Below are 22661 nucleotides of genomic sequence, written 5' to 3'. Positions count from 1 at the left end.
GGAGCCTGCCATGAAGCATTGCCTGAAGATCGCCCTCGCGCTCGCCGCGCTCTGCGGCGCCTCGACGCTCGCCGACGCCAGACCGCCGACGGTCGTGACCTCGCCCGGCTATGACCGGCGCTTGCAGGAGAGCCGGTCGCAGTTGGGCACCTCGCCGGCGACAACGGCGCCGGTGGATGCGCCGGTGGCCAAACCGAAGCACGGCAAGAAGAAGCACAAGAGCTGACGCGTTGCCTGCGCAGGTGGTGCGACATCCCCAGTCGTCGTCCCGGATCGGCGCTCCACTCTCAACAGCGCTTCGCGTTGTCGAGAGTTACGCTTGTCCGGGACGACGGCGGAGCTCGTGACGTCAGCTCTTCTTCGCCGGCTTGGACGGCGTCGGGTTGAACAGCTTCTTCAGGTCGTTCAGGCCTTCCGACAGCCGCGGCCATTCGCAGGAGAAGGAGCCCTTGGTGCAGGGCGTGCCCTTCCGCTGGCCGACGGTCTGCTGCACCTTCGGTCGCTCGACCGGCACCGGCACGCGCTCGACATCGGTCCTGAGCGCGACCTGCTGGAGCCGTTGCACCTGCTGTTCCTGCTGCTCGCGCTGCTGCCGTGCCATGGCCTCGGCCGCTTCGTTGCTGCGGCGCTCCTTGGCGAGATAGGCGGTATAGGCTGCGTCGATCTTCTTCTGCTCCTCCGGCGTCGGGTTGGGGCCGGCGATGTCGAAGGTGCGGTCCTGCAGGAAGTCGTAATAGGAATACCCGCCGCCGGCCTTGCGGCGGCCGGCGAACTTGGCGTTGCAGTCGGCAAGCGCGGATGTCTTCTCGGCCTTGGTCGCGGCTTTCTCGGCAGCGTCCGCACACTCCTCGAAATCGACCGGCGCGCGTTTCCACCACTGCGCCTGGGCATGCGTATGCGTCAGCAGAAGAGGTCCTGCTGCGGCCACGAGAAACAGCGCCGCACGACGCAATGCAATCACTGACGACATTCTACGAGAGCATTCCTTGCCAAACTCAACCCGAACTGAGTCGAGCCGGATTTTTGCCTCTTTATCGCCGGCTTGTCACCCGTGGAACCCGGGAATTTCATGGCTGCAATGCTGACATTTTGTGCTTGACGTGGCGCGGGAGTCACAGCGCTGCGCTGGCCTGTTGCTACACTTCGCCCCGCGAGCGCCTCACTCGGGGCGACGCCAAGAAATACGCCAAGAAGACGAAGTGGAAACGCCCGATGCTGCTGCCCCTGTCCGACGTGCCGCGCTGGTACGCTGAGCGTAAACCGCAAGGCGCGATCGCCGTCCAGCATGGACAGGACAAGCTGACATGGGACGCGCTCGAGCGCGGCGCCAATCGGCGCGCGCGGGCGTTCATGGCCAAGGGCGTCAAGCCCGGCGACTTCGTCGCGATCGGCTTGCCGAACGGCAATGCGTTCTTCGAGACCACCTTCGCGGTGTGGAAGTGCGGCGCGACGCCGACCTCGCTGTCCTGGCGGCTGCCGCGCGGCGAAGCCGCCGCGGTGCTCGACATCCTCAAGCCCGCGCTCGTGGTCGGCGGTGAGGCCGACTGGAACGCGCCGAACCGTCTGCCCGCCGACTTCATGCCGCAAGGTTTTTCGGACGAGCCGCTCAACCCGCCGGTCGCGCGCTACTGGAAGGCGATGACGTCAGGCGGCTCGACCGGGCGGCCGAAAGTGATTCTCGATCACCAGCCGGCGGTGACCGACACCGTCGCGGCGCCGCCGCTCAGCATTCCCTTCGGCGTCTCGCTGCTCAATCCCGGCCCGCTCTACCACAACGCGCCGTTCATCGTGTCGCATTACGCGCTGTTCACCGGCGGCAAGCTCACCGGCCTCGTCAGGTTCGACGCCGAGGAGACGCTGCGGCAGATCGAACGCGAGCGCGTGCAATGGGTCAATTTCGTGCCGACCATGATGCACCGGATCTGGGCGCTGCCGGAGCACGTGCGCAACGCCTACGATCTGTCGAGCCTGCGGACCGTCTTCCATATGGCTGCACCGATGCCGCCCTGGCTGAAGGAGAACTGGATCGCCTGGCTCGGGCCCGAGCGGATCTGGGAGCTTTACGGGGGCACCGAGCGGCAGGGCTCCTGCATCATCTCGGGCACGGAATGGCTGACGCACAAAGGCTCGGTCGGCAAGATCGGCGAGATGGCGCGCTTACGCATCATCGGCGAGGACGGCAAGGACGTCGCGCCGGGCGAGACCGGCGAGATCTATTTCCTCAACAATGACGGCAAGGACGCCACCTATCATTATCTCGGCGCCGAGCCGAAGCGCCGCAGCGACGGTTGGGAATCGCTCGGCGATATCGGCAGGCTGGACGCGGAGGGCTATCTCTATCTCGGCGACCGCCTCGCCGACATGGTGCTGCGCGGCGGCGCCAACATCTATCCGGCCGAGGTCGAGGCGGCCGTCTCCGAGGCGCCCGGCGTACGCTCCTGCGTGGTGGTCGGATTGCCCGATCCGGAATTGGGCCAGCGCGTGCACGCCATCATCGAAGCGGAAGCGGATACGGATGGCCAGACGATCGCCGACGGCATGGCGGATTTCCTGAAGGACCGGCTCAGCCGCTACAAGCACCCCGAAAGCTTCGAGATCGTCAGCGCCCCGCCGCGCGACGATTCAGGCAAGGTTCGCAGAACACTATTGCGCGACGAACGCGCGGCGTGGATGAAGGAGGGGCGCGCCTTCCGGATCATGCCGGCGAAGGCGCGGGCGCACGCCGACTAATCGACGGAAGGATTTTTGGACATGACGATCACCATCGCAGCGAACAGCGTGCCGAAGCCGCCGGCCGAGATCATCGCGGGCTTTCGCGGTGCGCCGACCTCTGTCATATCAGACAATCTCGCCCGGTTGCCGGGCGCGGTGGGGCTGCGGCCTTATCATCGCGGCGCCAAGCTGATCGGGACGGCCTTCACCGTGCGCACCCGTCCCGGCGACAATCTCGCCATCCACCGCGCGCTCGAGCTGGTCGGCCCCGGCGACGTGATCGTGGTCGACGGCGGCGGCGACGAGACCCGCGCGCTGGTCGGCGAGATCATGAAGAACATCGCGCAATGGCGCAAAGCCGAAGGCTACGTCATCGACGGCGCGATCCGCGACGTCGCGGCCTTCGCGGCCGACGACTTTCCCTGCTACGCCCGCGCGGTGATCCATCGCGGCCCCTACAAGAACGGCCCCGGCGAGATCAACGTGCCTGTCACCGTCGGCGGCAGCGTGATTTCCCCCGGCGACATCGTCGTCGGCGACGAGGACGGCGTGGTGTCGTTTCCTGCCGCCGGCGCGGCGGCGCTGCTGGAAGCCGTGCGCGCCCAGGTCGCGCGCGAAGAGGAGACCATGAAGGCGATCCGCGAGGGCCGCTATCAGGGCTCCTACGGCAAATCCTGATCGCAACGAGACGCAAAGGGAGGACGATTTGAGCCAGAAGGACGAATTCCACAACATCGACAATCCCGCCGACGGCTTGTTCCGCGAGCTCGCGGCGGGAGTGACCACGCGCATCTTCTCCGGCGAGCAGGCGATGCTGTCGGTGGTGACGTTGGCGCCGCATGCGCAAGGCACGCTGCACCACCATCCCGAAGAGCAATGGGGCGTGCTGCTCGACGGCTCGGCCATCCGCGTCCAGGGCGACGAGGAGATTGCCGTGAAGAAGGGCGATTTCTGGCGCACCCCGGGCAATGTGCCGCACACCATGCGCGCCGGCCCCGATGGCGCCCGGGTGCTGGACATCTTCAGTCCGCCTCGGCCAGAATACAGAAAAGCAGGGTCGGGCTTCGGCACGACCTAGGCGCCAAAGAGCAAAAGCCAGGCGCTGAAAACAAAAGGGAGGGGACCATGACGATCACACGACGGACGCTGCTGGCCGCGCCGGCCATTCTCGCGCTGACGCCGGCCATGGCGCAGGCCGGCAAGATCACGCTGGTCGTGCCGTTTCCGCCGGGCGGCTCGACCGATGCGATGGCGCGGCTCCTGCAGGCCAGCCTGCAGACAAAACTCAATCGCATCGTCGTGGTCGAGAACAAATCCGGCGCGGCCGGCGCGCTTGGAGCTGCACAGGTTGCCAAGAGCCCGGCCGATGGCACCTCGTTCCTGGTCACCTTCGATTCCCACGCGGTGATTCCGTCGATCCTCGACAAACCGCCGGTGGACGTCGAGCGCGAGCTGATGCCGGTGCTGCTGATCGGCACCGCGCCTTACGTGATCGCGGCCGGCGCCGGTCGGCCCTACAAGAGCTTTGCCGACGTGGTGGCGGCCTGCAAGGCGACGCCGGGCGCGGTGAAATACGCCTCGGTCGGCATCGGCACGCTCGGCCATCTCGCCATGACCGTGCTCGGCAGCAAGGCCGGCGTCGAGATCATGCACGTGCCCTATCGCGGCGGCGGACCGGCGATGAACGACGTGCTCGGCGGCCATGTCGATCTCATCGCGGGATCGGCCGCGCTGGTCGCCGCCCAGCTCGGCACCAACATGCTGCATCCGGTCCTGCAGCTCGGCCGCGAGCGGCTGCCGACCCTGCCCGATACCCAGACCGCGATCGAGGCGGGCTTTCCCGATTTCGAGACGCTGGCCTGGTGGGGCATTTTCGCGCCCGCCGGCACGCCGCCTGACGTCGTCGCAGCCTTCGCGGCAGCGTCCAAGGAAATCCTGAGCGAGCCCGCGACCGCCACCCAACTGAAGGAGACCCAGCACATGACGCTGCTGCTCCAGGACGGCGCCGCCTTCAAGACCTTCTTCGACAAGCAGGTCGCCTATTGGGGCAAGGTGGTGAAAGATAACAATATCAAGGCGTAAGTTCGCCGGCGGACGTCCGCATTGATCGCGGCAAGGGCTTCCGATTCGGCCCTCGCTTTGATATGTACAGCTCCAGGCAACCCGCTCTGCGGGTTCCGCGGTCCCGTAGCTCAGCCGGATAGAGCGGCGGTTTCCTAAACCGTAGGTCGCATGTTCGAGTCATGCCGGGATCGCCATTTTTCCGAGACTTCTGCGTCGCCACGGGCGCGGCGCTGGTAGCCCCCTTCAATCGACTTCTATCGTGACGTGTGCCGATAGCCGGCTAGAATGCGGCGGGTGTAGAGGGGCGTTGCATGGCGGATTTGTGGTTCTACGCGGAAGGTCTGCAGAAGCGCGGCCCGATGCCGGTTTCGGAGCTGCTTCCGCTACTGGCTCGCATTGCGGATTGGCAGCGCGTGCTGGTCTGGCGGGAGGGGCTGGAGAGCTGGAAGCCGGTTGCTGAGGTGCGCGAGATTGCCGAGCAGCTTCTTCGACCGCAACCGCCAGACCCGGCACCGCCGGCGATCGACACCGTTCGCGAGCCTGCCGTCCCCGCGAAGACGCTGCGGCCTTCAAGGACATCCAGCCCGAGATGACCGGCATCAGCGGCTGGCTCGCGCTTCTTGCGTTCGGCCAGGTGATGGGCATCCTGCGCCGGGTCTTCAACGTCGGACAATATGTGCAGTCGATCTCTGACGAGGTCTGGACCTACGCGCCGGCGGTGATCTGGAGCGAGATGCTGATCAATGCCGCCATGATCGGCTTCGTGATCTGGACGACGGTGCTCATGTTCATGCATTCCCACCGCTTCCCGGCCTTCTTCGTCGTACAAGCGATCTGCGCGGTGCTGATGCCGCTCGTCGATCTCCTCCTGGTCGCATCGTTCTCTTCCGCCGCCCTGAACCGTCCCTTCAGCGATTTTTTCATCATCGAACCTCAACAGATCGGACAAACGATCGTCGGTGCGATCAGTGCCGCGGTCTGGATCACGTACCTGCTTCGCTCCCGCAGGGTCGCGCAGACGTTCACGAAATAAGGCGCGTTACGTCGCCGGCGGTTCTCCCCATTTTGCCGCTCGTCAAGTGGCGAATAAAAAAAGATCGTCACTGCTTTGCGCGCCATCGTGCTTGCAGAGCACGGGCCGTATTCACATCTCGCCCTCCGCAATTCTGGGGTGTGGCTTTGGTTAACCCAAGCCGCCCAGTTGCGAATTGTGGAGAAGACTATGGACCTCAATGGTTTCAATGGCGCCTGGCTGATCCAGCCGGCGCTGTGGGCGGCGGCAGCGATCGCGTTCGCGATCGTGCTGCGGTTGGCCAATATCTTTCGTTACATTCCGAACAACCAAGTCGGCATCGTCGAGAAGCTGTGGTCGACGAAGGGCTCGATCGACAGCGGCTTCATCGCGCTGAACGGCGAGGCAGGCTACGAGCCGGAAGTGCTGCGCGGTGGTCTGCACGTGTTCTTTCCGTTCATGTACCGGATTCACAAATCGGATCTGGTCACGGTCGGGCAGGGCAAGATCGCCTATGTGTTCGCGCGCGACGGCGCGCCGCTTGGCGCCTCGCAGGTGCTCGGCGCCAACGACAGCGACGACAGGTCGGATTTCCAGGACGCGCGGCGCTTCCTGCTCGGCGGCGGGCAGAAGGGTCCGCAGCGAAAAGTCCTGCGTGAGGGCACTTATGCGATCAACACGACGCAGTTCGCGATCATCACCGATGACCGCGTCTACGGCCATGCCCTCAGCGAGCAGGAGCGCGGCGTGCTCGACGCCATGCAGCTCACCATCGCCGAGCGCTGGGGCTTTGCGCCGGTCGTGCTCGCGGCGGACCACGACCTCGTCGGCGTCGTCACCGTGCATGACGGCCCGTCGCTGCCGCCGGGCGAGATCATTGCGCCCGAGGTCGGCGTCGATCTGCGCGACTGGGAGACCTTCCACAACAACTTCCAGGAGCCCGAGCAATTCCTGCGGGCCGGCGGCTATCGTGGCCGGCAGCTCCAGGTCATCGTCGAGGGCACCTGGTACATCAATCGCCTGTTCGCGACCGTCGAGGCGGTGCCGAAGACGGTGATCCCGGTCGGTAATGTCGGTGTCGTCATCTTCTACACCGGTCCGCACAGCGACGACGTGTCGGGCGAGCAGTATCGCCATGGCGAACTGGTCATCAACGGTGGCCGCGGCGTCTGGAAGGACCCGCTGCTGCCCGGCAAATACGCGTTCAATACCTATGCCGGCAAGATCGAGATCATCCCGACGGTGAATTTCATCCTGAAATGGGTGCGCGGCGAGGTCGGCGCGATGAAGCTGGACGAGAACCTGTCGGAGATCTCGCTGATCACACGGGACGCGTTCGAGCCGACGCTGCCGCTCTCGGTGGTGATGCACATCGACTACAAGAAGGCGCCGATGATCATCCAGCGCTTCGGCGACGTGAAGAAGCTGGTCGAGCAAACGCTCGACCCGATGGTCAGCGCGTTCTTCAAGAACATCGCGCAAAAGATGACCCTGATCGAACTGCTCCAGAACAGGGCACAAATCCAGGAGGAATCGGCGGCGCAGATGAAGGCGAAGTTCGAGAGCTACTCGCTCGACCTTCAGGAGGTACTGATCGGCACGCCGCGCGCCGCGAACGGCGATCACACCATTGAGAACATCCTGATCCAGCTTCGTTCGCGCCAGATCGCGCGCGAGCAGATCGAGACCTACCGGGAGCAGGAGAAGGCCGCGGTGCAGGAGCGCACGCTCAACGAGGCCAAGGCGACGGCGGCGGCACAGTCGGCGCTGACGCAATCGCTCATCCAGATCAAGGTGAACGAGAACGAGGGCGCAGCCGCACTCGCCCGCGCGCAAAAGGATGCCGAGACCCGGAAGGTGACCGCGGCCGCGGTCGGTCAGCAGTCACGGCTGGAGGGCCAGGGCGAAGCCGATCGCATGCTGGCCGTCGGCACCGCCAACGCCCAGGCGACGAAACTCGCCGTCGACGCTTATGGCGGCCCCGAGTTCAGGCTGGCCGAGCAGAACTTCGCGAAGTTTGCGGAAGCTCTGACCAAGATCAACCAGCCGCTGGTGCCGCAATTCCTGATGTCCGGCGGGCAGGGCCAGGAGAGCAGCAACGCCGGCCTGATCCCGACCGCGATGCTGAGCTCGATGTTCGGTCGCATGATGCCCGACGCGCTGGAGCGGCTGAAGGACGAGGCGCCGCGAGCGGATCGCAAGCCGAACGGGCGCTGATCGCAATCAAGGATGCGGGGGGCGGGCCGTCTCGGCGCGCTCCCCGCATTTGTGTCGTCGATCAGAAGCGGGCGTCGATATCGACGACGTCGATCAGCTTGTGGTTGACGAACTCCTTGAGCCCGAGCCCGAGCAGCTCGCGGCCATAGCCTGATCGCTTGATGCCGCCGAAGGGCAGGTCCGCTTCCACCTTGGTCGGGTGATTGACGAACACCATGCCGGTCGAGATCTTTCGCGCGACTTCCGCGCCGTGCTTCGTGTCCGACGTGAACACTGAGCCGCCGAGGCCGAAGGGAGAGTCGTTTGCGATGCGCACGGCGTCGGCCTCGTCCCTGGCGCGGAACAGCATGGAGACCGGGCCAAAGAATTCCCAATAGCGGGCCGGGTTGTCCTCGTTCACCTCGGTGAGGATGGTGGGCTGCACGAACGCGCCCTGGTTCGGCACGGACGGACCGACTTCCTCGGCCTTCGCGCCCTGCTTGACGGCCTGCTGGATCCTGTCCCTGATCTCGTCGGCGGCGTGTTGCGACGAGAGCGGCGCCAGCGTCGTCTCGGAATCGAAGGGGTCGCCGGCCTTCAGCGCGGCGACACCCTTGCGATAGCGCGCCAGGAATTCGTCGTACACGGCATCCACGATGATCATGCGCTTGGAGGAAACGCAGACCTGGCCGCCGTTCCAGTGCCGGCCGAACACGGCCCATTTGACGGTCTTTTCCAGATCGGCATCGGCGAGGACGACGAACGCGTCGGCACCGCCGAGCTCCATCGTGGATTTCTTCAGCGCCTTGCCGGCCTGGGCGGCGACGATCGCGCCGGCGTCCTCGGAGCCGGTGAGCGCGACACCATGGACCCTGGGATCGTTGATGATCATCTCGACCTGCGAACGGGTGGCGTAAAGCTTGGTGAAGCATCCTTCGGGCAGGCCGGCCTCACGCATGATGCGTTCGAAGGCTGCCGCGCTTTGCGGCACGTTCGAGGCGTGCTTCAGCAGGATGGTGTTTCCGGCGGATAGCTGGGGCGCGATGATGCGCGCGATCTGGTAATAGGGAAAGTTCCAGGGTTCGATGGCGAGGATCACGCCGAGCGGATCGTGAACGATCATCGCCTCGCCCTCCGCCGGGTCTGCCACAGGCAGCTTCTCCGGCCGCAGCAGCTGCTCGGCGTTCTTGACGTAATATTCGAAGATGCGCGCGCAGAGCTCGACCTCTGCCTTGGCCTCGGCAAACAGCTTGCCCATTTCCAGCGTCAGGAGCTTTGCATAGGTATCGCAGTCCCGCCGCAGGATGTCTGCCGCCTTTTGAAGGACCACGGTGCGAGCCGAAATGGGGACTTCGCGCCAGGCGCGAAAGGCTGTGTCCGCGCGATCGATGGCGGCGCTCACCTCTTGATCGGTCGCGCTGGGAAAGGTCTTCAGAGTTTCGCCGGTATACGGATTGATTGTGGCGTAGCTCATGTCCGTGATCCTTTTAGGCGGGGAGATTGTTGGGAAGCCAGATCGCTGTCGGCTTGCCGGTCGATCGGATCATAGAATTGAGCCCGGCTCGGACATTGACATGAATCATGCCGTGTTTATCGATGCGCAGGGGGATACCTCCCTGTCTTGCCGGCTGACCCTGTCTGCATTCGGCCGCCACATCCGGAGACGACGATGCCTTTCGATTTGATCCTGCGCGGAGGCCGTGTGATCGACCCGTCGCAGAAGCTCGACGCCGTGACCGACGTCGCCTTTGCCGGCGGCAAGGTGGCAGCGGTCGGCAACGCCCTCAAGGCGGATCCGGGCACCGAGGTGCGCGACGTCTCGCAGTTGATCGTCACGCCGGGACTGATCGATCTCCACACCCATGTCTATTGGGGCGGCACCTCGCTCGGCATCGACGCCGAGGAATTTTGCCGTCTCTCCGGCGTCACCACGGCGGTCGATACCGGCAGCGCCGGCCCCGGCAATTTCGCCGGCTTCCGCAAGCACGTGATCGAGCCGAGCCAGGTCCGCATCCTCGCTTACCTGCACGTCTCGCATGCCGGCATCTTCGGTTTCTCGCACCGGATCATGGTCGGCGAGAGCGAGGAGTTGCGGCTGATGAATCCGATCGAGGCGGCCAAGGTGGCCGATGCCAATCGCGACCTCATCGTCGGCATCAAGGTGCGCGTCGGCCTGCATTCCTCGGGCACGTCAGGGGCGGTGCCGCTCGACATCGCGCTTCAGGTTGCCGACGAGGTCGGCATGCCCCTGATGGCGCATATCGACCATCCGCCGCCGAGCTATGAGGAGGTGCTGGCGCGCTTGCGTCCCGGCGACGTGCTCACCCACGCCTTCCGGCCCTTCCCCAATACGCCCGCGACGGCGCAAGGCACGGTAAAGAAGGCGGTGCTGGACGCGCGCGAGCGCGGCGTGCTGTTCGACATCGGCCACGGCAAGGGCTCGTTCGCGTTCAAGACCGCGCGTGCGATGCTCGCCAACGGTTTTTATCCCGACACCATTTCCTCGGACATCCACCAGCTCTGCATCGACGGCCCCGCCTTCGACCAGGTCACCACCATGTCGAAGTTCCTTTGCATGGGTATGGAGCTATCGGATGTGATCGCTGCGTCGACGGTAAATGCCGCGATGGCGCTGCGGCGTCCCGAACTCGGCAGCCTCAAGCCCGGCTGCGTCGGCGACGCCACGCTTGTTACGGTGAAGCAGGGGCAGTTCGACTATGAGGACGTCGTCGGCGAGCACCTGATCGGTAACAGCAAGATCGTGTCGGAAGGCGTCGTCATCGGCGGCCGCTGGTGGCATCCGAAATGACGGTCACGAGCCCTGCTCGCGATAGAATTGCAGCAATCGCGCGCCGGCCGGCGACAGCCAGTCGGGCGCCCCGGTGATGTAGCCCTCGACGCGGCCGCTCGTTCCGACGAGATAGGTGATGGGCATGCCGACGATCGAGAACATCTCGCTCGAGGCCTTGGCCGCCGCGCCATAAGCGTCGATAAAGCAGGCGAGGTGTTGCACCGAGAGGCCGCCGAGAAATGTGCGGACCTTGCGCAGGTCTTTCGTGTCGGTGCAGATCGCGACGATGTCGAGCCGGTCGGGCCGCGAGCCGGCAAGGCTGGCGAGCATGGGCAGATCGAGCTTGCAGGCCGCGCACCAGGTCGCCCAGAAGTTCACCAGCGTGATGCGGCCCGGCTTCGCCGCCACGACGGCATCGCGGCCTTGCGGGTCCTGAAGCCTCAGCTGCGGCATCGGCGCGTGTGGCCGCACCAGGGTGAACTGGCTGCGGCCGGCTTCGAACACGGGCGGCCAGCCGTCCTGTGCGCCGGCGTTGCGCAGGGCAGTGAGATAGGCCGGCGCGGCGATCAGGAGCGATCGCCGCGACAACGCGCGCGGCTTCTCACGCATGAATATAGGCCCAGCCCTTCAGTTGCAGATCAACGACGCGTCCGATGCCGAACGGAACGAGGCTCGCGCCCGATATCAGCGGAATTGAGACCTGCTCCTTGGCTTCCGCGATCGCCTTGGACGAAGCGCACATGCTGTAGCTGAGGTTCGGCAGCGACTGCCGCAGTGTCGCGAGCGGCTCGACCAGCGGCGTCTTGTCCGCGCGGAAGATGTCGATGCCCTTGCCGTTGGCGACGACCTCGATCGGCAATTTCGCGCCCTTGTCGGCAAAATGCTTGGCGAGATTGGCCGAATAGCTGATCGCGTGGCCCATGACATGGGGCTCGTTGCTGTCGATCAGGATGACGACGCCGTCCGTAAGGCGATCCGCCTTGGCCGCGGCGGCGCCGCCGGCCGTGAGGATCGCGCTGCCGGCGAGCAGTCCCCTGCGGGACCATCCGTTGGCGGAGATCATGGCGACGGCGCTCCCGTCGGTCAGAACTGACGCGGCGCGATCGGCGCCTTGCCGTTGCGTCCCCACAGCACGAACAGGCTGAGCGCGAGCAACACGACGTTAAGCGGTGCAACGTCAGCTTCGCCGCGCGAGAGGTGGAAGCCGAGCGCGATGACCTGCAGCACCGCGCAGCCGAGCGCAGCGAGCACGGTCAGCCGTGGCAGGATCCGCGTCAGGGCCGGCAGCAGGATGCCGATGCCGCCGGCGAGGTCGACCAGCGCGATGGAGCGGACGAAGGTCTCCGAATATTGGCCGGCCCAGGGCATCATCGCGGCCAGCTGGGGGATCGGGGTGGTCAGCTTCACGAACCCTGCCGAGATGAAGACGAGGGCGAGGACGAGTTGGGCGGCCCAAAGGCCGATACGAAGGGGGCGGCCGGGATGGGCGGTCTCGAAGGTGGCGGTGGTCATGGTGGCTCTCCAGGGATGTGAGGGTTGCCACCATTTGATAGTTTCCTTATTTTTGATCATTATGCGTTCCGGGATTAGTTCGTTTCCTGGATGTTGATGATCTCATGGATTCCCTGGTCAGCATGAGGGTGTTTTGCCTGGTCGCCGAGCTGAAGAGCTTCGCGACCGCGGCGCAGCGCCTGCGCATCTCCCCGGCCATGGCGAGCAAGCATGTGATGCAGCTCGAGAAGCGGCTTGGCACGCGGTTGCTGAACCGGACCAGCCGGCGCGTCAGCCTGAGCGAGAGCGGAGCGCTCTATTTCGAGCAGGCGCGGCAGATGCTGGATTCGCTCGACGAGGTCGAAGCCGCCGTCAGCAACGCGACCGTCGTTCCGCACGGAACGCTGCGCCTGACCGCACCGGTGTGGATGGCGAACGCGATTTTTGCGGGCGTGCTGGCGGACTATCAGGCGCGCTATCCCGAGGTGCGCCTCGATGTCGATCTCAGTGGCCGCCTCGTCAATCTGGTCGAGGAGAGTTTTGATCTCGCCCTGCGTGCCACGGGCACGCCGGACGAGGCGCTGATCGCGCGGCCGATCACCAGCGTTCCGTTCTACATGGTGGCCGCTCCCGCCTTCCTCAAGCGCGCGGGACGTCTGGCGACCTTCGCCGATCTCGCCGGCCAGCCGCTGCTGCACTACGCGCTTTACCCCGGCGAGAGCTTCTCCTTTCAGGGCGAGCACGGCCCCGAGACCGTCAAGCTCAATCCGGTGCTGCGCAGCGGCAACGAAACGCTGCTGCACATGGCCGCTCTCGAAGGCATGGGCCTCGCCTTCCTGCCGAAATGGCTCGTCACCGAAGACATCGCAGCCGGACGGCTCGAGCACGTCATGCCCGAGCACATCGTCTTTGCCGGGAAGCTCTTTGCGGTCTATCCGAGCCGCAAATATCTTTCCGCGAAGGTCAGGACCTTCATCGACTTCATCGCCGCCGACAAGCGGATGAAGTAGCCGGGCAGGGCAACAGGATCATAGCGACCGCGCGATCAACAGCTTCATGATCTCGTTGGTGCCGCCATAGATCTTCTGGATGCGGGAATCGATGAAGATGCGCGAGATCGGGTATTCCTGCATGTAGCCGTAGCCGCCGAACAGCTGGAGACATTCGTCGGCGGTTTCGACCTGCTTCTCCGAGCACCAGTATTTCGCCATCGACGCCGTGACCGTGTCGAGGTCCTTGGCGACGAGCCGCTCGATGCACCAGTCGACGAAGACGCGCGCGATCATCGCCTCGGTCTTGCGCTCGGCGAGCGTGAAGGCGGTGTTCTGGAAGTCCATCAGCGGCTTGCCGAACGCCTTCCGCTCCTTGGTGTAATCGACCGTGAGCTTGATCGCGCGCTCCATCGCGGCAACGGCGCCGACCGCGAGCGCGAGGCGCTCCTGCGGCAATTGCTGCATCAGCTGGACGAAGCCCTGGCCCTCTTCCTTGCCGAGCAGGTTTTCCGGCGGCACCGTGACGTTGTCGAAGAACAGCTCCGACGTGTCGGAGGCGTGCAGGCCGATCTTGTCGAGGTTGCGCCCGCGCTTGTAGCCGTCCGCGCCTGCGGTCTCGACCACGATCAGCGAAATGCCCTTGGCGCCGGCTTCGCCGGTGCGCGCGACCACGACGACGAGATCGGCGGCCTGGCCGTTGGTGATGAAGGTCTTCTGGCCGTTGATGACGTAGGAATTGCCCTGCTTCTTCGCCGTGGTCTTGACGGCCTGCAGATCCGAGCCGGTGCCGGGCTCGGTCATGGCGATGGCGCCGACCATCTCGCCGGAGGCCATCTTCGGCAGCCAGCGCTTCTTCTGCTCCTCCGAGCCGTAATTGAGGATGTAATGCGCGACGATGGCGCTGTGCACGGAGACGCCGGTGGTCAGCTCCGGCACGGTGCTTTCGAGATCGTCGAGCACGGCGGCGTCATAGGCAAAGGTGGCGCCCAGCCCGCCATATTCCTCCGGCACGCTCGCCAGCAGCGCGCCCATTTCGCCGAGGCCGCGCCAGGCGAAACGGTCGACCATCTTCTGCTCGCGCCATTTCTCGGCGTGCGGCGCCAGATCCTTGGCGAGATATTTCCGGAACTGGTCGCGGAAGACGTCGAGCTCTTCGGTCATCCAGGAGGAGCGGTAGGTCATGATTACCTCTGATAATGCGTCGTTCCGGCTTGGTAGGCCGGCTCGCGGCGGCAATTATTGTGTTTTCAGGCTGCGCCGGTGACGCTACCAAGGCGGCCGGAAACGCGTCTGTTTGGGATGGCTGATCTTGGCTGTGAAAACCAAAGAGCTCAAGCTCGACATCGAGCGCATCGGCACGGTCTCGGCGATCCTGACGCAGCCCGACAAGGCGCGCGCTTGCTACGTTCTGGCGCATGGTGCCGGCGCCGACATGCGGCATGCGTTCATGCAGAAGGTTGCGGACGGTCTTGCGGCGCGCGGCATTGCCACGCTTCGCTTCAATTTCCCCTACATGGAAGACAAGAAGGGACGTCCCGACCAGCCGGCCGTTGCGCACGCCGCCATCCGCGCGGCCGTTGCGGAAGCGGCGCGGATCTGTCCCGGGGTCATGCTGATCGCGGGCGGCAAATCCTTTGGCGGACGCATGACCTCGCAGGCGCAAGCGAAGGCACCGCTGCCTGGCGTCAAGGGGCTCGCCTTTCTCGGCTTTCCCCTGCATGCCGCCAAGAAGCCGTCGTCCGAGCGTGCCGAGCACCTCGCCGGCATCGCGATCCCCATGCTGTTCCTGCAGGGAACGCGGGACGGGCTTGCCGATCTCGGCCATCTCAAGCCCGTCATCGCATCGCTCGGGGCGAAGGCGACGCTGCATGAAGTCGAAGGCGGCGATCACTCCTTCGCGGTGCTGAAGAAGTCGGGCCGGACCAATGACGAGGCGCTCACCGAGGTGCTGGATGCGCTCGTCGCCTGGATCGACCAGCTCGCCTGAGGCTCACGCCGCGTACAGCCCCTTGTCCCGCGCCTTCTGGATCGCGAGCGCGGCGATCAAGTCCAGCGTCGGCGTCGACAGGCCGGCAGTGCGCGCGAAGGCGGCGGGCGCCTTCACCAGCACGTCGATCTCCATGGCGCGGCCGAGCTCGTAGTCCTGCAGCAGCGACGGCTTGTGGTTGGGAGCGGGCCCGCTGCGCGTGACGCGCTTGACCTCGGGGATGAAGTGCTGGGCGATGTCGTTGGCCTCGTTCAGCATGCGCGGGATCACGTCGGCAAAGGCCGGGTCGTCGCGTACGCCGCGCGCGGTCTGGCCGGTGAGCAGGCACAGCACCGAGAGCGACATGTTGGTCAGCAGCTTTGACCAGATCGCCTCGCGGATCTCGGCCACGGGGGGCGATTCCAGCCGTGCGTCGTTGAAGACATTCCGCAGTCTTGTGATGCGCTCGCAATTGCGGTCGTCGCATTCGCCGATCAGGAGGCGGTTGCGGTCCGGGGTGAGGTTGTGCACGACGCCGGGCGCGGTCACCTCGTTGGAGGAGAAGACGACGCCGCCGATGATCCGTTCCTTCGGAATGCAGGCGCGCAGGCGGCCGCCGGGATCCAGGAAAGATATGTCCGGCGGGGTCGGGTGCCGCGGCGGCAGGCCGATGCCGTACCACCAGGGAATGCCGTTCTGCGCGAACACGATGGCGGTGTCGTCCTGCAGCAGCGGCTTGATGCTGGACACCAGCCCGGTCAGCGCGGTCGCCTTCAGCGTCGAGATCACCACGTCCTGCGGGCCGAGCTGGGCCGGATCGCCCGACGCGTTCACCTTGGCGCTGACCTCGGAATCGCCGACCCGCAGCTTGAGGCCGCCTGCGCGCGCCGCCTCCAGATGCGCACCTCGCATCACGCACGATACGTCGTGGCCGGCCCGCGCCAGCCGTACCGCGATATGGCTGCCGACGGCGCCCGCGCCGAAAATGCAGATGCGCATGATGATTCCGTTCCTGGTCCCAAACTGCCGCCCGGCGCCACCATGGCACAAGCCGCCATGCGATGGGCGCGACCGCCCCACGCTGGAAAGATATGGATCGGAATGCGTCCTCTCGGCCATAGTGCACGCCAAGCAAATGAACCGGAGGGATCGCCGATGACTGCCAGCCCCGTCCTGTGGACACTAGACGAGCGTGGGGTTGCGACCGTCACGTTGAACCGGCCGGAGGTCAACAATGCCTATGACGGCGCGTTGATCGCGGGTGTGCTCGCCGCCATGGACGATCTCGGCAAGAAGCCGAACCTGCGCGTCGTCGTGCTCAGGGGCAACGGCAAGCACTTCCAGGCCGGCGCCGACCTCAAATGGATCAACGGCGTGCGGCCGCAATCGGCCGAGGCCAACGAGGCGGCCTCGCGCGCGACCTTCGAGGCCGTGCAGCGGCTCAACACCCTGCCGATTCCGACCGTCGCCTTGGTGCAGGGCGGCTGCTTCGGCGGCGGCACCGGCGTGATCGCAGCCTGCGATGTCGTGATTGCCGCGGACAATGCCCTGTTCTCGATCACCGAAGTGCGCTGGGGCCTGACGGCGGCCATCATCATCCCGCAGCTCTGCGACGCCATCGGCGTCCGTCAGGTCCGCCGTTACGCGCTGACGGGCGAACGGTTTGGCGCCGAGGATGCCCGCCGCATCGGCCTCGTCCACGACGTGGTGCCGCTCGGCGACCTCGAAGCCGCGGGAGCCAAGGTGGTCGAACAGCTGCTCGCCAACGGACCGGAGGCGATGGCCGAGACCAAGCGCCTCGCGCTGGAAAGCTCGTTCGGCGGCATGGCGGTGGAAGATGCCGCCTACACCCGCCTCGTGCAACTGCACTCGCTCAAGCGCCAGAGCGCGGAGGCCGCGGAGGGGTTGGCATCGTTCGCGGAGAAGCGGGCGGGGCGATGGAACGGCGGAAAAAGCTGAACTTTAGCAGCCGCGGCAGATGTTGTTAATGCTGCGATAGACGGCGTCGTCGTCCTGCCGCATCTGCCGCAACGTTTCGAGCGTCTGACCTTCGCCGGCGGGTGCAACGGGCTTGCGCTTCGCTGCCAACTCGTCCTCCTGGCGCTTGTAGCAGGCTTCGCGCTCGGGCTTGGCCTGGATGAAGCGGCAGTTCTGCTCCACGGCCGAGGCGGCGGTGGTTGAGATCGCGAGAGCGGTCAGGGCGGTGAATGCGTATTTCACAAAGGTCGAATCCATGGTGGCCCTTCTGTCAGGTTCGCGATTCCCGAGCAACCGTCTTGTGGCAGGCCCTGTCGCCCGGATGGAGCGAAGCGTAATCCGGGGCCGGCCAACCTCATCGTCCGACTGTCCCCGCACGGCACGAAACCCGGATTGCGCTTCGCTCCATCCGGGCTACGGCAGCGCATATTGGGCGCTGTCTACAGCGACGGCGCCAGTGACGTTTTCAGCAGGGTCAGCAGCGCCTGCACCGCGGCTGCGTTGCGTCGCCGCTCGGGGATCGCGGCCTTCACCCACAGTTCCGGAATCGGAAAATCGCGCAGCACCGGCTTCAGCTTGCCGTCGCGCAGGGCGTCCGCGACGAGATAATGCGAGAGCAGCGCGATGCCGTTGCCGGCGATCGCGCTGCGCGCCAGCACATGGCCTTCGTTGGAGGAGAGCAGCGGGCTGACCTGGATGCTGATGCGGCCGCGCGGGCCATCAAAAATCCATTCAGGTCCCGTCGGCAGGAAGCTCAGGCAGCGATGCTCGACGAGATCGCGCGGATGCTTGGGCGTGCCGTGCTTCTTCAAATAGGCCGGCGAGGCGCAGAGCAGCCGCTTCAGCGCGCAGAGCGGCTCGTCGACCACGCCGCCGAAGGAATGCGGGAAGGCGCCGATGGCGATGTCAAAACCTTCGGTGACGGGATCGACCGGACGGTCGATCAGCACGATGTCGAGCTTGAGCTTCGGGTTCTCAGTCTGGAACGCGCTGAAAGCGTCGGCAAGCCGAGCCACCGTCAGCGAGGTCGGCGCCTTGATGCGCAGGTGATCGACGAGGTCGTGGCCCTTCTCGCCCATGCGCGAGAGCAGGTCGGTGGCGTCGGTGACGACGCCGCGGGCGCGGTGCACGTAGCGCTGACCGGCTTCGGTGAGCCGCAATTGCCGGGTCGAGCGATGAAACAGCGGCGTGCCGATCCGCGCCTCCAGCTGCGTGACGCGTTTTGCTACCACCGAGGTCGAGACATTGAGCTTGCGTGCCGCGGCAGAGAAGCCGGACGCATCGGCCGTGGCGAGGAAGGCCTGCAGGTTCACGAGGATGTCCATGTCGACCTTTCTCGATTCGCGAAAGCTGATCGCGTATTTTGGTGGATTGTAGCCCGTCTCGCGTTAATTCATAGTCGAGCCCAAGCAAGAGATTTTGGGAAGGGACGCGCCATGCGGGCCATGACGATCGACGAACCGGCACGGACAGTGCCGCTCTATGGCGAGTACGAGGTCGTCGTGCTCGGCGGCGGCCCGGCCGGCATCGTGGCGGCGGCCTCGAGCGCGCGGGCCGGGCGGAAGACGCTGCTGATCGAGCGCTATGGCTTCCTCGGCGGCATGGGCACCGCGGCCGGCGTCACCAATTTCTGCGGCCTGCATGGCAACGTCCACGGCGAGCACCGGCGGCTGGTGCAGGGCCTGGCGTCCGAGCTGCTGGCGCGGATCGACCATTTGAACGGCCTCAACGCGCCGCATCTGATCCTCGGCAAGGTGTTCGCCCAGGCTTACGACACCGCCGCCTACAAGATCGCGGCCGATCAGCTGCTCGCCAGCCACAAGGTGCACATCCTCTTCCATGCCCTCGGCGCCGGCGTGGTGATGGGCGACGAGCGTCGCATCGACTCGCTGCTGGTCGAGACCAAGGCCGGCCGGCAGGCGGTGCGATCCGAGATCTTCATCGACTGCTCCGGCGACGGCGACCTTGCAGTGTGGGCCGGCGCGCCGTTCGAGATCGGTGACGAACACGGCCATCCGCTCTATCCCTCGATGATGCTGCGCCTCAACGGCATCGATCCCGACAAGGCCGGCGATGCCTGGCGCACCATTCCGCAATTGATGGAGAAAGCCGCGGCCGCCGGCACCTACACCTTCCCGCGCAAGAGCGCGATCGTGCGGCCGCAAAAGTCCGGCATCGAATGGCGGGTGAATTTTACGCAAGTCGCGCGCGAGGACGGCCACGCCATCAACGGCGTCGAGCCCGATGACCTCACCCGCGGCGAGATCGAGGGCCGCAAGCAGGCGCTCGCGGCCTACGAGTTTTTGCGCAACACGGTCCCGGGCTTTGAAAAGTCGTATATCGTCGATTTGCCGCCGCAGCTCGGCATTCGCGAGACCCGCCGCATCACCGGTGGCTATCAGCTCAGCGGGGAGGATGTGCTTGGCTGCGCCTCGTTCGAGGATTCCATCGGCGTCAATGGCTGGCCGATCGAGGCCCATGTTCCCGGCGACGTCGTCTTCACCTTCCCGCCGATCCCGGAATCGCGCGGCTACAACGAGCTGCCTTACCGGATGCTGGTGCCCCAAGGCGTCGACAATCTCCTGGTCGCCGGCCGCTGTGCCTCGATGACCCATGAGGGCCAGTCGGCGGCGCGGGTTTCCGGTGCCTGTTTCGTGATGGGCGAGGCCGCCGGTTCCGCCGCGGCTCTGGCGTTGTCGGGTAACCGCATTCCACGCGAAATCCCGGTTGAAAAATTGCAGGAAACGTTGAAACAACAGGGCGCCTTCATCGGCCGGGACCAGATGGTACCCGAAGGCCTGTAAACGCACTGCAAGACAACGACGGCGGAGGAAACGGGATGATCGGGATAATGCGGCTCGCGCTTGCGGGGCTGGTGGCGATCACGGCGATGGGCACCGCGCGGGCCGAGGACGCGCTGAAGGCCAGGGTTGGCGTGCTGCGCCTGTCCTCCTCCGCGCCGGTCTTCATCGCGCAGGACAAGGGCTATTTCCGCGAGGCCGGCCTTGAGGTCGAGCTGAAGTTCTTCGACGCGGCGCAGCCGATCGCGGTCGCCACCACCTCGGGCGATGTCGATTTCGGCATCACCGCCTTCACCGCCGGCCTCTACAATCTCGCCGGCAAGGGCACGTTGAAGGTGATCGGCGGCATGAGCCGGGAGAAGGCCGGCTATCCCCTGATCGGCTATTTCGCCAGCAACAACGCCTATGCCGCCGGGCTCAAGACCCCGAAGGACCTCGCCGGCAAGCGCGTGGCGATGACGCAGGTCGGATCCTCCTTTCACTACTCGCTCGGCCTGCTCGCCGACAAATACGGCTTCAAGCTCGCGGACGTGAAGATCGTGCCGCTGCAATCGCTGTCGAATGCGGCGGCCGCGCTGAAGGGCGAGACCGTCGATGCGGCGCTGCTTCCCATCTCCACCGCGCGAAAGCTGATGGACGAAGGCGGCGCGAAGTTCCTGGGGTGGGTCGGCGACGAGACGCCCTGGCAATTGGGCGCGGTGTTCGCCTCGCCCAAGACGCTGACCAACAAGGCGCTGGTGACCAAGCTGCTCGCCGCGCTTGCCAAGGCGGACCGCGAATATCATGACGTCATCCTCGCCGCGATGAAGGATGGCGTTGCGCCGATCAACGACAAGACCAAACCGCTGCTCGAGATCATCGCGAAATACACCAACCTGCCGGTCGAGCAGGTGGTCGGCAACTGCGCCTATATCGATCCCGACGGCAAGCTCGACGTGAAGAACGTCGACAACCAGATCAAATGGCTGCAGGAGCAGGGCTTCGCCGACAAGGGCTTCGACGCGGAAGCGATCATCGCCAAGGACTATGTGAAGGCGGATTGAGAGCAGAACGCAGTTCATGGACCTGATCGCCAGCCACATCACCCACCGCTTCGGCGATCTCGCCGTGCTCGACGACGTCTCCTTCACCGTCGGCGCCGGCGAGGTGGTAGCGATCGTTGGTCCCTCCGGCTGCGGCAAGAGCACGCTGCTCTCGATTCTCGGCGGATTGCTGCAGCCGACCTCGGGCGCGCCCGAGCTGCGCGGCGCGCCGCCGGCGGACAGCCTCAATCCGCTCACCTTCGTGTTCCAGGATTTTGCGCTGCTGCCCTGGGCGACGGTGGAAGAAAACGTCGAATTTCCGCTGCTGCATACCCGGCTCTCGGCCGCGCAGCGTCGCGCGCTGGTCGACGACGCCCTGCGCCGCACGGGCCTGACAGACTTCCGCGCCACCTATCCCAAGCAGCTCTCCGGCGGCATGCGCCAGCGCGTCGGCATTTCGCGCGCGCTTGCGGTGAAGCCTGCGATCCTCTTGATGGACGAACCGCTCTCGGCGCTGGATTCGCAGACCCGCGAGCTCCTGATGGAGGATTTCGTCCGCCTGCTCGCCGATGGCGGCATGGGCGCGGTCTATGTCACCCATAATCTCGAAGAGGCCGCGCGCCTTGCCGACCGCATCGTGGTGCTGTCGCGGCGGCCGGGGCGCATCCGCGAGGTCATGACCGTGCCGATGACGCGCGCCGCGCGCGGCGAAGCTTCGGCGCGCGAAAAGCTGCTGGCGCTGCAGAACCAGATCTGGTCACTGATCCGCAACGAGGCGATCGATGCCGAGCGCGAGGTCCAGCATGCTTGATCGCGCGGCAACGGAGGCGGTGGCGAAGAACGAGGCGACGCGGCCCGTCCGCTTTCGGGGCGCCGGCTTCGTGCCGGCGTCGAGCCGATACGGCGGCTGGATTGCGCTCGCTTTGGTGATCGCGATCTGGCAGGCCGCGGGCAGCGCCGGTCTCGTCAACGCGCTGTTTCTGCCGACGCCCGCTGCCATCGTCCGCGCGATCTATCAGCTCGCGGTCTCCGGCGCGCTCTGGCAGCATCTCTCGGCCTCGCTGCTGCGCATCGGCGTCGGCTGGCTGCTCGGCACGGCGGCCGGCGTCGTCGTCGGCTTCGCCATCGGCCTGTCGCGGCTGGCGCGCAGCGTCGGCATCACCTTCATCTCGGCGCTGTTCCCGATCCCGAAGATCGCGCTGCTGCCGCTCTTGATCCTCTGGCTCGGCATCGGCGAAGAGCCGAAGATCGCGACCATTGCACTCGGGGTGTTCTTCTCGACCGCGATCTCGGTCTATAGCGGCGTCGACGCGGTGCCGCGCAACCTGATCCGCATGGCGCAAAGCTTCAACGTTCCGTTCGCGACCATCGTGCGCAAGGTGATCTGGCCCGGCGCGCTGCCCGCGATCCTCGCCGGCTTCCGCATCACGGCCTCGGTGGCGCTGCTGCTCGTCGTCAGCGCCGAGATGATCGGCGCGCAATACGGCATCGGCGCCTTCGTGCTGCAGGCGGGCAATCTCATGCAAACGGATCAGTTGCTCGCGGGCGTGGTGATCCTGTCGGTGTTCGGGCTCGTGGTCGGCAAGGTGATCGGCTGGCTGGAGACGCGGCTGCTCCACTGGCGCTAGCCAAGTTCA

The 22661-nt window shown here is 65.6% G+C and carries 25 protein-coding genes and 1 tRNA gene; 17 read left to right on the top strand and 9 right to left on the bottom strand.

Features of this window, described 5'->3' with window-relative positions; genetic code table 11:
- The first annotated feature begins 10 nt into the window (after positions 1 to 10).
- Positions 11 to 226, top strand: a complete 216-nt coding sequence (locus CO669_RS33275; RefSeq protein ID WP_097666670.1) for a hypothetical protein — start codon at positions 11 to 13, stop codon at positions 224 to 226.
- 123 nt (positions 227 to 349) lie between these two features.
- Here CO669_RS33275 and CO669_RS33270 read toward each other — a convergent pair whose 3' ends face one another.
- Positions 350 to 970 carry a hypothetical protein gene (locus CO669_RS33270; protein ID WP_097666647.1) on the bottom strand — a complete coding sequence of 207 codons (621 nt, stop codon included), beginning with the start codon at positions 968 to 970 and terminating at the stop codon, positions 350 to 352.
- Positions 971 to 1212: 242 nt separating this feature from the next.
- Here CO669_RS33270 and CO669_RS33265 point away from each other — a divergent pair, with 242 nt between their 5' ends.
- The 8 genes from CO669_RS33265 (at position 1213) to CO669_RS33235 (ending at position 8005) form a co-directional block, all read left to right on the top strand.
- Positions 1213 to 2730, top strand: a complete 1518-nt coding sequence (locus CO669_RS33265) for an AMP-binding protein (RefSeq protein ID WP_097666645.1) — start codon at positions 1213 to 1215, stop codon at positions 2728 to 2730.
- A 21-nt stretch (positions 2731 to 2751) separates the two neighbouring features.
- A complete protein-coding gene (locus CO669_RS33260) occupies positions 2752 to 3390 on the top strand; it encodes an RraA family protein (protein ID WP_097666643.1) in 639 nt (212 codons plus the stop codon).
- A gap of 28 nt (positions 3391 to 3418) precedes the next feature.
- Positions 3419 to 3790 (top strand): cupin domain-containing protein, encoded by a 372-nt coding sequence (locus CO669_RS33255; RefSeq protein WP_097666641.1) that lies wholly within the window; start codon positions 3419 to 3421, stop codon positions 3788 to 3790.
- 47 nt (positions 3791 to 3837) lie between these two features.
- Entirely contained in the window at positions 3838 to 4794 is a 957-nt protein-coding gene (locus CO669_RS33250) for a tripartite tricarboxylate transporter substrate-binding protein (RefSeq protein ID WP_097666639.1), read from the top strand.
- Positions 4795 to 4893: 99 nt separating this feature from the next.
- Positions 4894 to 4970 (top strand) — tRNA-Arg (locus CO669_RS33245).
- Positions 4971 to 5087: 117 nt separating this feature from the next.
- The gene (locus CO669_RS36505) at positions 5088 to 5369 is read left to right on the top strand and encodes a DUF4339 domain-containing protein (protein WP_245444624.1); all 282 of its coding nucleotides are present in this window, start codon (positions 5088 to 5090) and stop codon (positions 5367 to 5369) included.
- Complete coding sequence (locus CO669_RS36500) at positions 5366 to 5809, top strand: DUF2569 family protein (RefSeq protein ID WP_245444623.1); 444 nt, start codon at positions 5366 to 5368, stop codon at positions 5807 to 5809. The genes CO669_RS36505 and CO669_RS36500 overlap by 4 nt, the downstream gene beginning before the upstream one ends.
- A 189-nt stretch (positions 5810 to 5998) precedes the next feature.
- Positions 5999 to 8005 carry an SPFH domain-containing protein gene (locus tag CO669_RS33235; RefSeq protein WP_097666637.1) on the top strand — a complete coding sequence of 669 codons (2007 nt, stop codon included), beginning with the start codon at positions 5999 to 6001 and terminating at the stop codon, positions 8003 to 8005.
- A gap of 61 nt (positions 8006 to 8066) precedes the next feature.
- Here CO669_RS33235 and CO669_RS33230 read toward each other — a convergent pair whose 3' ends face one another.
- Positions 8067 to 9458 carry an NAD-dependent succinate-semialdehyde dehydrogenase gene (locus CO669_RS33230; RefSeq protein WP_097666635.1) on the bottom strand — a complete coding sequence of 464 codons (1392 nt, stop codon included), beginning with the start codon at positions 9456 to 9458 and terminating at the stop codon, positions 8067 to 8069.
- 195 nt (positions 9459 to 9653) lie between these two features.
- On the opposite strand from CO669_RS33230, the gene CO669_RS33225 reads away from it, so the two are divergent.
- Complete coding sequence (locus CO669_RS33225) at positions 9654 to 10793, top strand: amidohydrolase/deacetylase family metallohydrolase (RefSeq protein ID WP_097666633.1); 1140 nt, start codon at positions 9654 to 9656, stop codon at positions 10791 to 10793.
- Between the two features lie 3 nt (positions 10794 to 10796).
- Here CO669_RS33225 and CO669_RS33220 read toward each other — a convergent pair whose 3' ends face one another.
- From CO669_RS33220 to CO669_RS33210, 3 genes are read right to left on the bottom strand one after another with little or no spacing between them, the layout of a single operon-like run.
- On the bottom strand, positions 10797 to 11384 hold the full coding sequence (locus tag CO669_RS33220) for a TlpA family protein disulfide reductase (RefSeq protein ID WP_097666631.1): 588 nt from the start codon (positions 11382 to 11384) through the stop codon (positions 10797 to 10799).
- Positions 11377 to 11838 (bottom strand): DsrE family protein, encoded by a 462-nt coding sequence (locus CO669_RS33215; protein WP_198964393.1) that lies wholly within the window; start codon positions 11836 to 11838, stop codon positions 11377 to 11379. The genes CO669_RS33220 and CO669_RS33215 overlap by 8 nt, the downstream gene beginning before the upstream one ends.
- A gap of 20 nt (positions 11839 to 11858) precedes the next feature.
- A complete protein-coding gene (locus tag CO669_RS33210; RefSeq protein WP_097666627.1) occupies positions 11859 to 12287 on the bottom strand; it encodes a DoxX family protein in 429 nt (142 codons plus the stop codon).
- 104 nt (positions 12288 to 12391) lie between these two features.
- Here CO669_RS33210 and CO669_RS33205 point away from each other — a divergent pair, with 104 nt between their 5' ends.
- Positions 12392 to 13276, top strand: coding sequence for a LysR family transcriptional regulator (locus CO669_RS33205; RefSeq protein ID WP_097666625.1), 885 nt, complete (start codon positions 12392 to 12394; stop codon positions 13274 to 13276).
- An 18-nt stretch (positions 13277 to 13294) separates the two neighbouring features.
- On the opposite strand, the gene CO669_RS33200 is transcribed toward CO669_RS33205, so the two are convergent.
- Positions 13295 to 14440 (bottom strand): acyl-CoA dehydrogenase family protein, encoded by a 1146-nt coding sequence (locus CO669_RS33200; RefSeq protein ID WP_097666623.1) that lies wholly within the window; start codon positions 14438 to 14440, stop codon positions 13295 to 13297.
- 127 nt (positions 14441 to 14567) lie between these two features.
- On the opposite strand from CO669_RS33200, the gene CO669_RS33195 reads away from it, so the two are divergent.
- Positions 14568 to 15245, top strand: coding sequence for an alpha/beta hydrolase family protein (locus tag CO669_RS33195; RefSeq protein ID WP_097666621.1), 678 nt, complete (start codon positions 14568 to 14570; stop codon positions 15243 to 15245).
- Between the two features lie 3 nt (positions 15246 to 15248).
- Here the strand turns inward: CO669_RS33195 and CO669_RS33190 are convergent, their stop codons facing one another.
- Positions 15249 to 16223, bottom strand: coding sequence for a ketopantoate reductase family protein (locus CO669_RS33190; RefSeq protein ID WP_097666619.1), 975 nt, complete (start codon positions 16221 to 16223; stop codon positions 15249 to 15251).
- Between the two features lie 156 nt (positions 16224 to 16379).
- On the opposite strand from CO669_RS33190, the gene CO669_RS33185 reads away from it, so the two are divergent.
- On the top strand, positions 16380 to 17183 hold the full coding sequence (locus CO669_RS33185; RefSeq protein ID WP_097666617.1) for an enoyl-CoA hydratase-related protein: 804 nt from the start codon (positions 16380 to 16382) through the stop codon (positions 17181 to 17183).
- Positions 17184 to 17186: 3 nt separating this feature from the next.
- Here the strand turns inward: CO669_RS33185 and CO669_RS33180 are convergent, their stop codons facing one another.
- Both CO669_RS33180 and CO669_RS33175 read right to left on the bottom strand, forming a co-directional pair.
- Positions 17187 to 17459: a hypothetical protein gene (locus CO669_RS33180; RefSeq protein WP_198964392.1), complete on the bottom strand. Its 273-nt coding sequence runs from the start codon at positions 17457 to 17459 to the stop codon at positions 17187 to 17189.
- Between the two features lie 182 nt (positions 17460 to 17641).
- Positions 17642 to 18526, bottom strand: coding sequence for a LysR family transcriptional regulator (locus CO669_RS33175; RefSeq protein ID WP_097666615.1), 885 nt, complete (start codon positions 18524 to 18526; stop codon positions 17642 to 17644).
- A gap of 111 nt (positions 18527 to 18637) precedes the next feature.
- Between CO669_RS33175 and CO669_RS33170 the strand changes: the two genes are divergently transcribed.
- Genes CO669_RS33170 through CO669_RS33155 form a run of 4 tightly spaced genes read left to right on the top strand, consistent with a single transcriptional unit; the run spans position 18638 to position 22652 of the window.
- Positions 18638 to 20005 (top strand): FAD-dependent oxidoreductase, encoded by a 1368-nt coding sequence (locus tag CO669_RS33170; protein WP_097666613.1) that lies wholly within the window; start codon positions 18638 to 18640, stop codon positions 20003 to 20005.
- 35 nt (positions 20006 to 20040) lie between these two features.
- Positions 20041 to 21045 carry an ABC transporter substrate-binding protein gene (locus CO669_RS33165; protein ID WP_097666611.1) on the top strand — a complete coding sequence of 335 codons (1005 nt, stop codon included), beginning with the start codon at positions 20041 to 20043 and terminating at the stop codon, positions 21043 to 21045.
- 16 nt (positions 21046 to 21061) lie between these two features.
- Positions 21062 to 21835: an ABC transporter ATP-binding protein gene (locus tag CO669_RS33160; protein WP_097666609.1), complete on the top strand. Its 774-nt coding sequence runs from the start codon at positions 21062 to 21064 to the stop codon at positions 21833 to 21835.
- Positions 21828 to 22652: an ABC transporter permease gene (locus tag CO669_RS33155; RefSeq protein WP_198964391.1), complete on the top strand. Its 825-nt coding sequence runs from the start codon at positions 21828 to 21830 to the stop codon at positions 22650 to 22652. The genes CO669_RS33160 and CO669_RS33155 overlap by 8 nt, the downstream gene beginning before the upstream one ends.
- Positions 22653 to 22661 lie beyond the last annotated feature (9 nt).

The organism is Bradyrhizobium sp. Y36 (assembly GCF_002531575.1).
Lineage (GTDB): Bacteria > Pseudomonadota > Alphaproteobacteria > Rhizobiales > Xanthobacteraceae > Bradyrhizobium.
The sequence above is the reverse complement of the archived record's forward strand: the minus strand, read 5'-3'. Positions and strand labels throughout refer to the sequence as shown.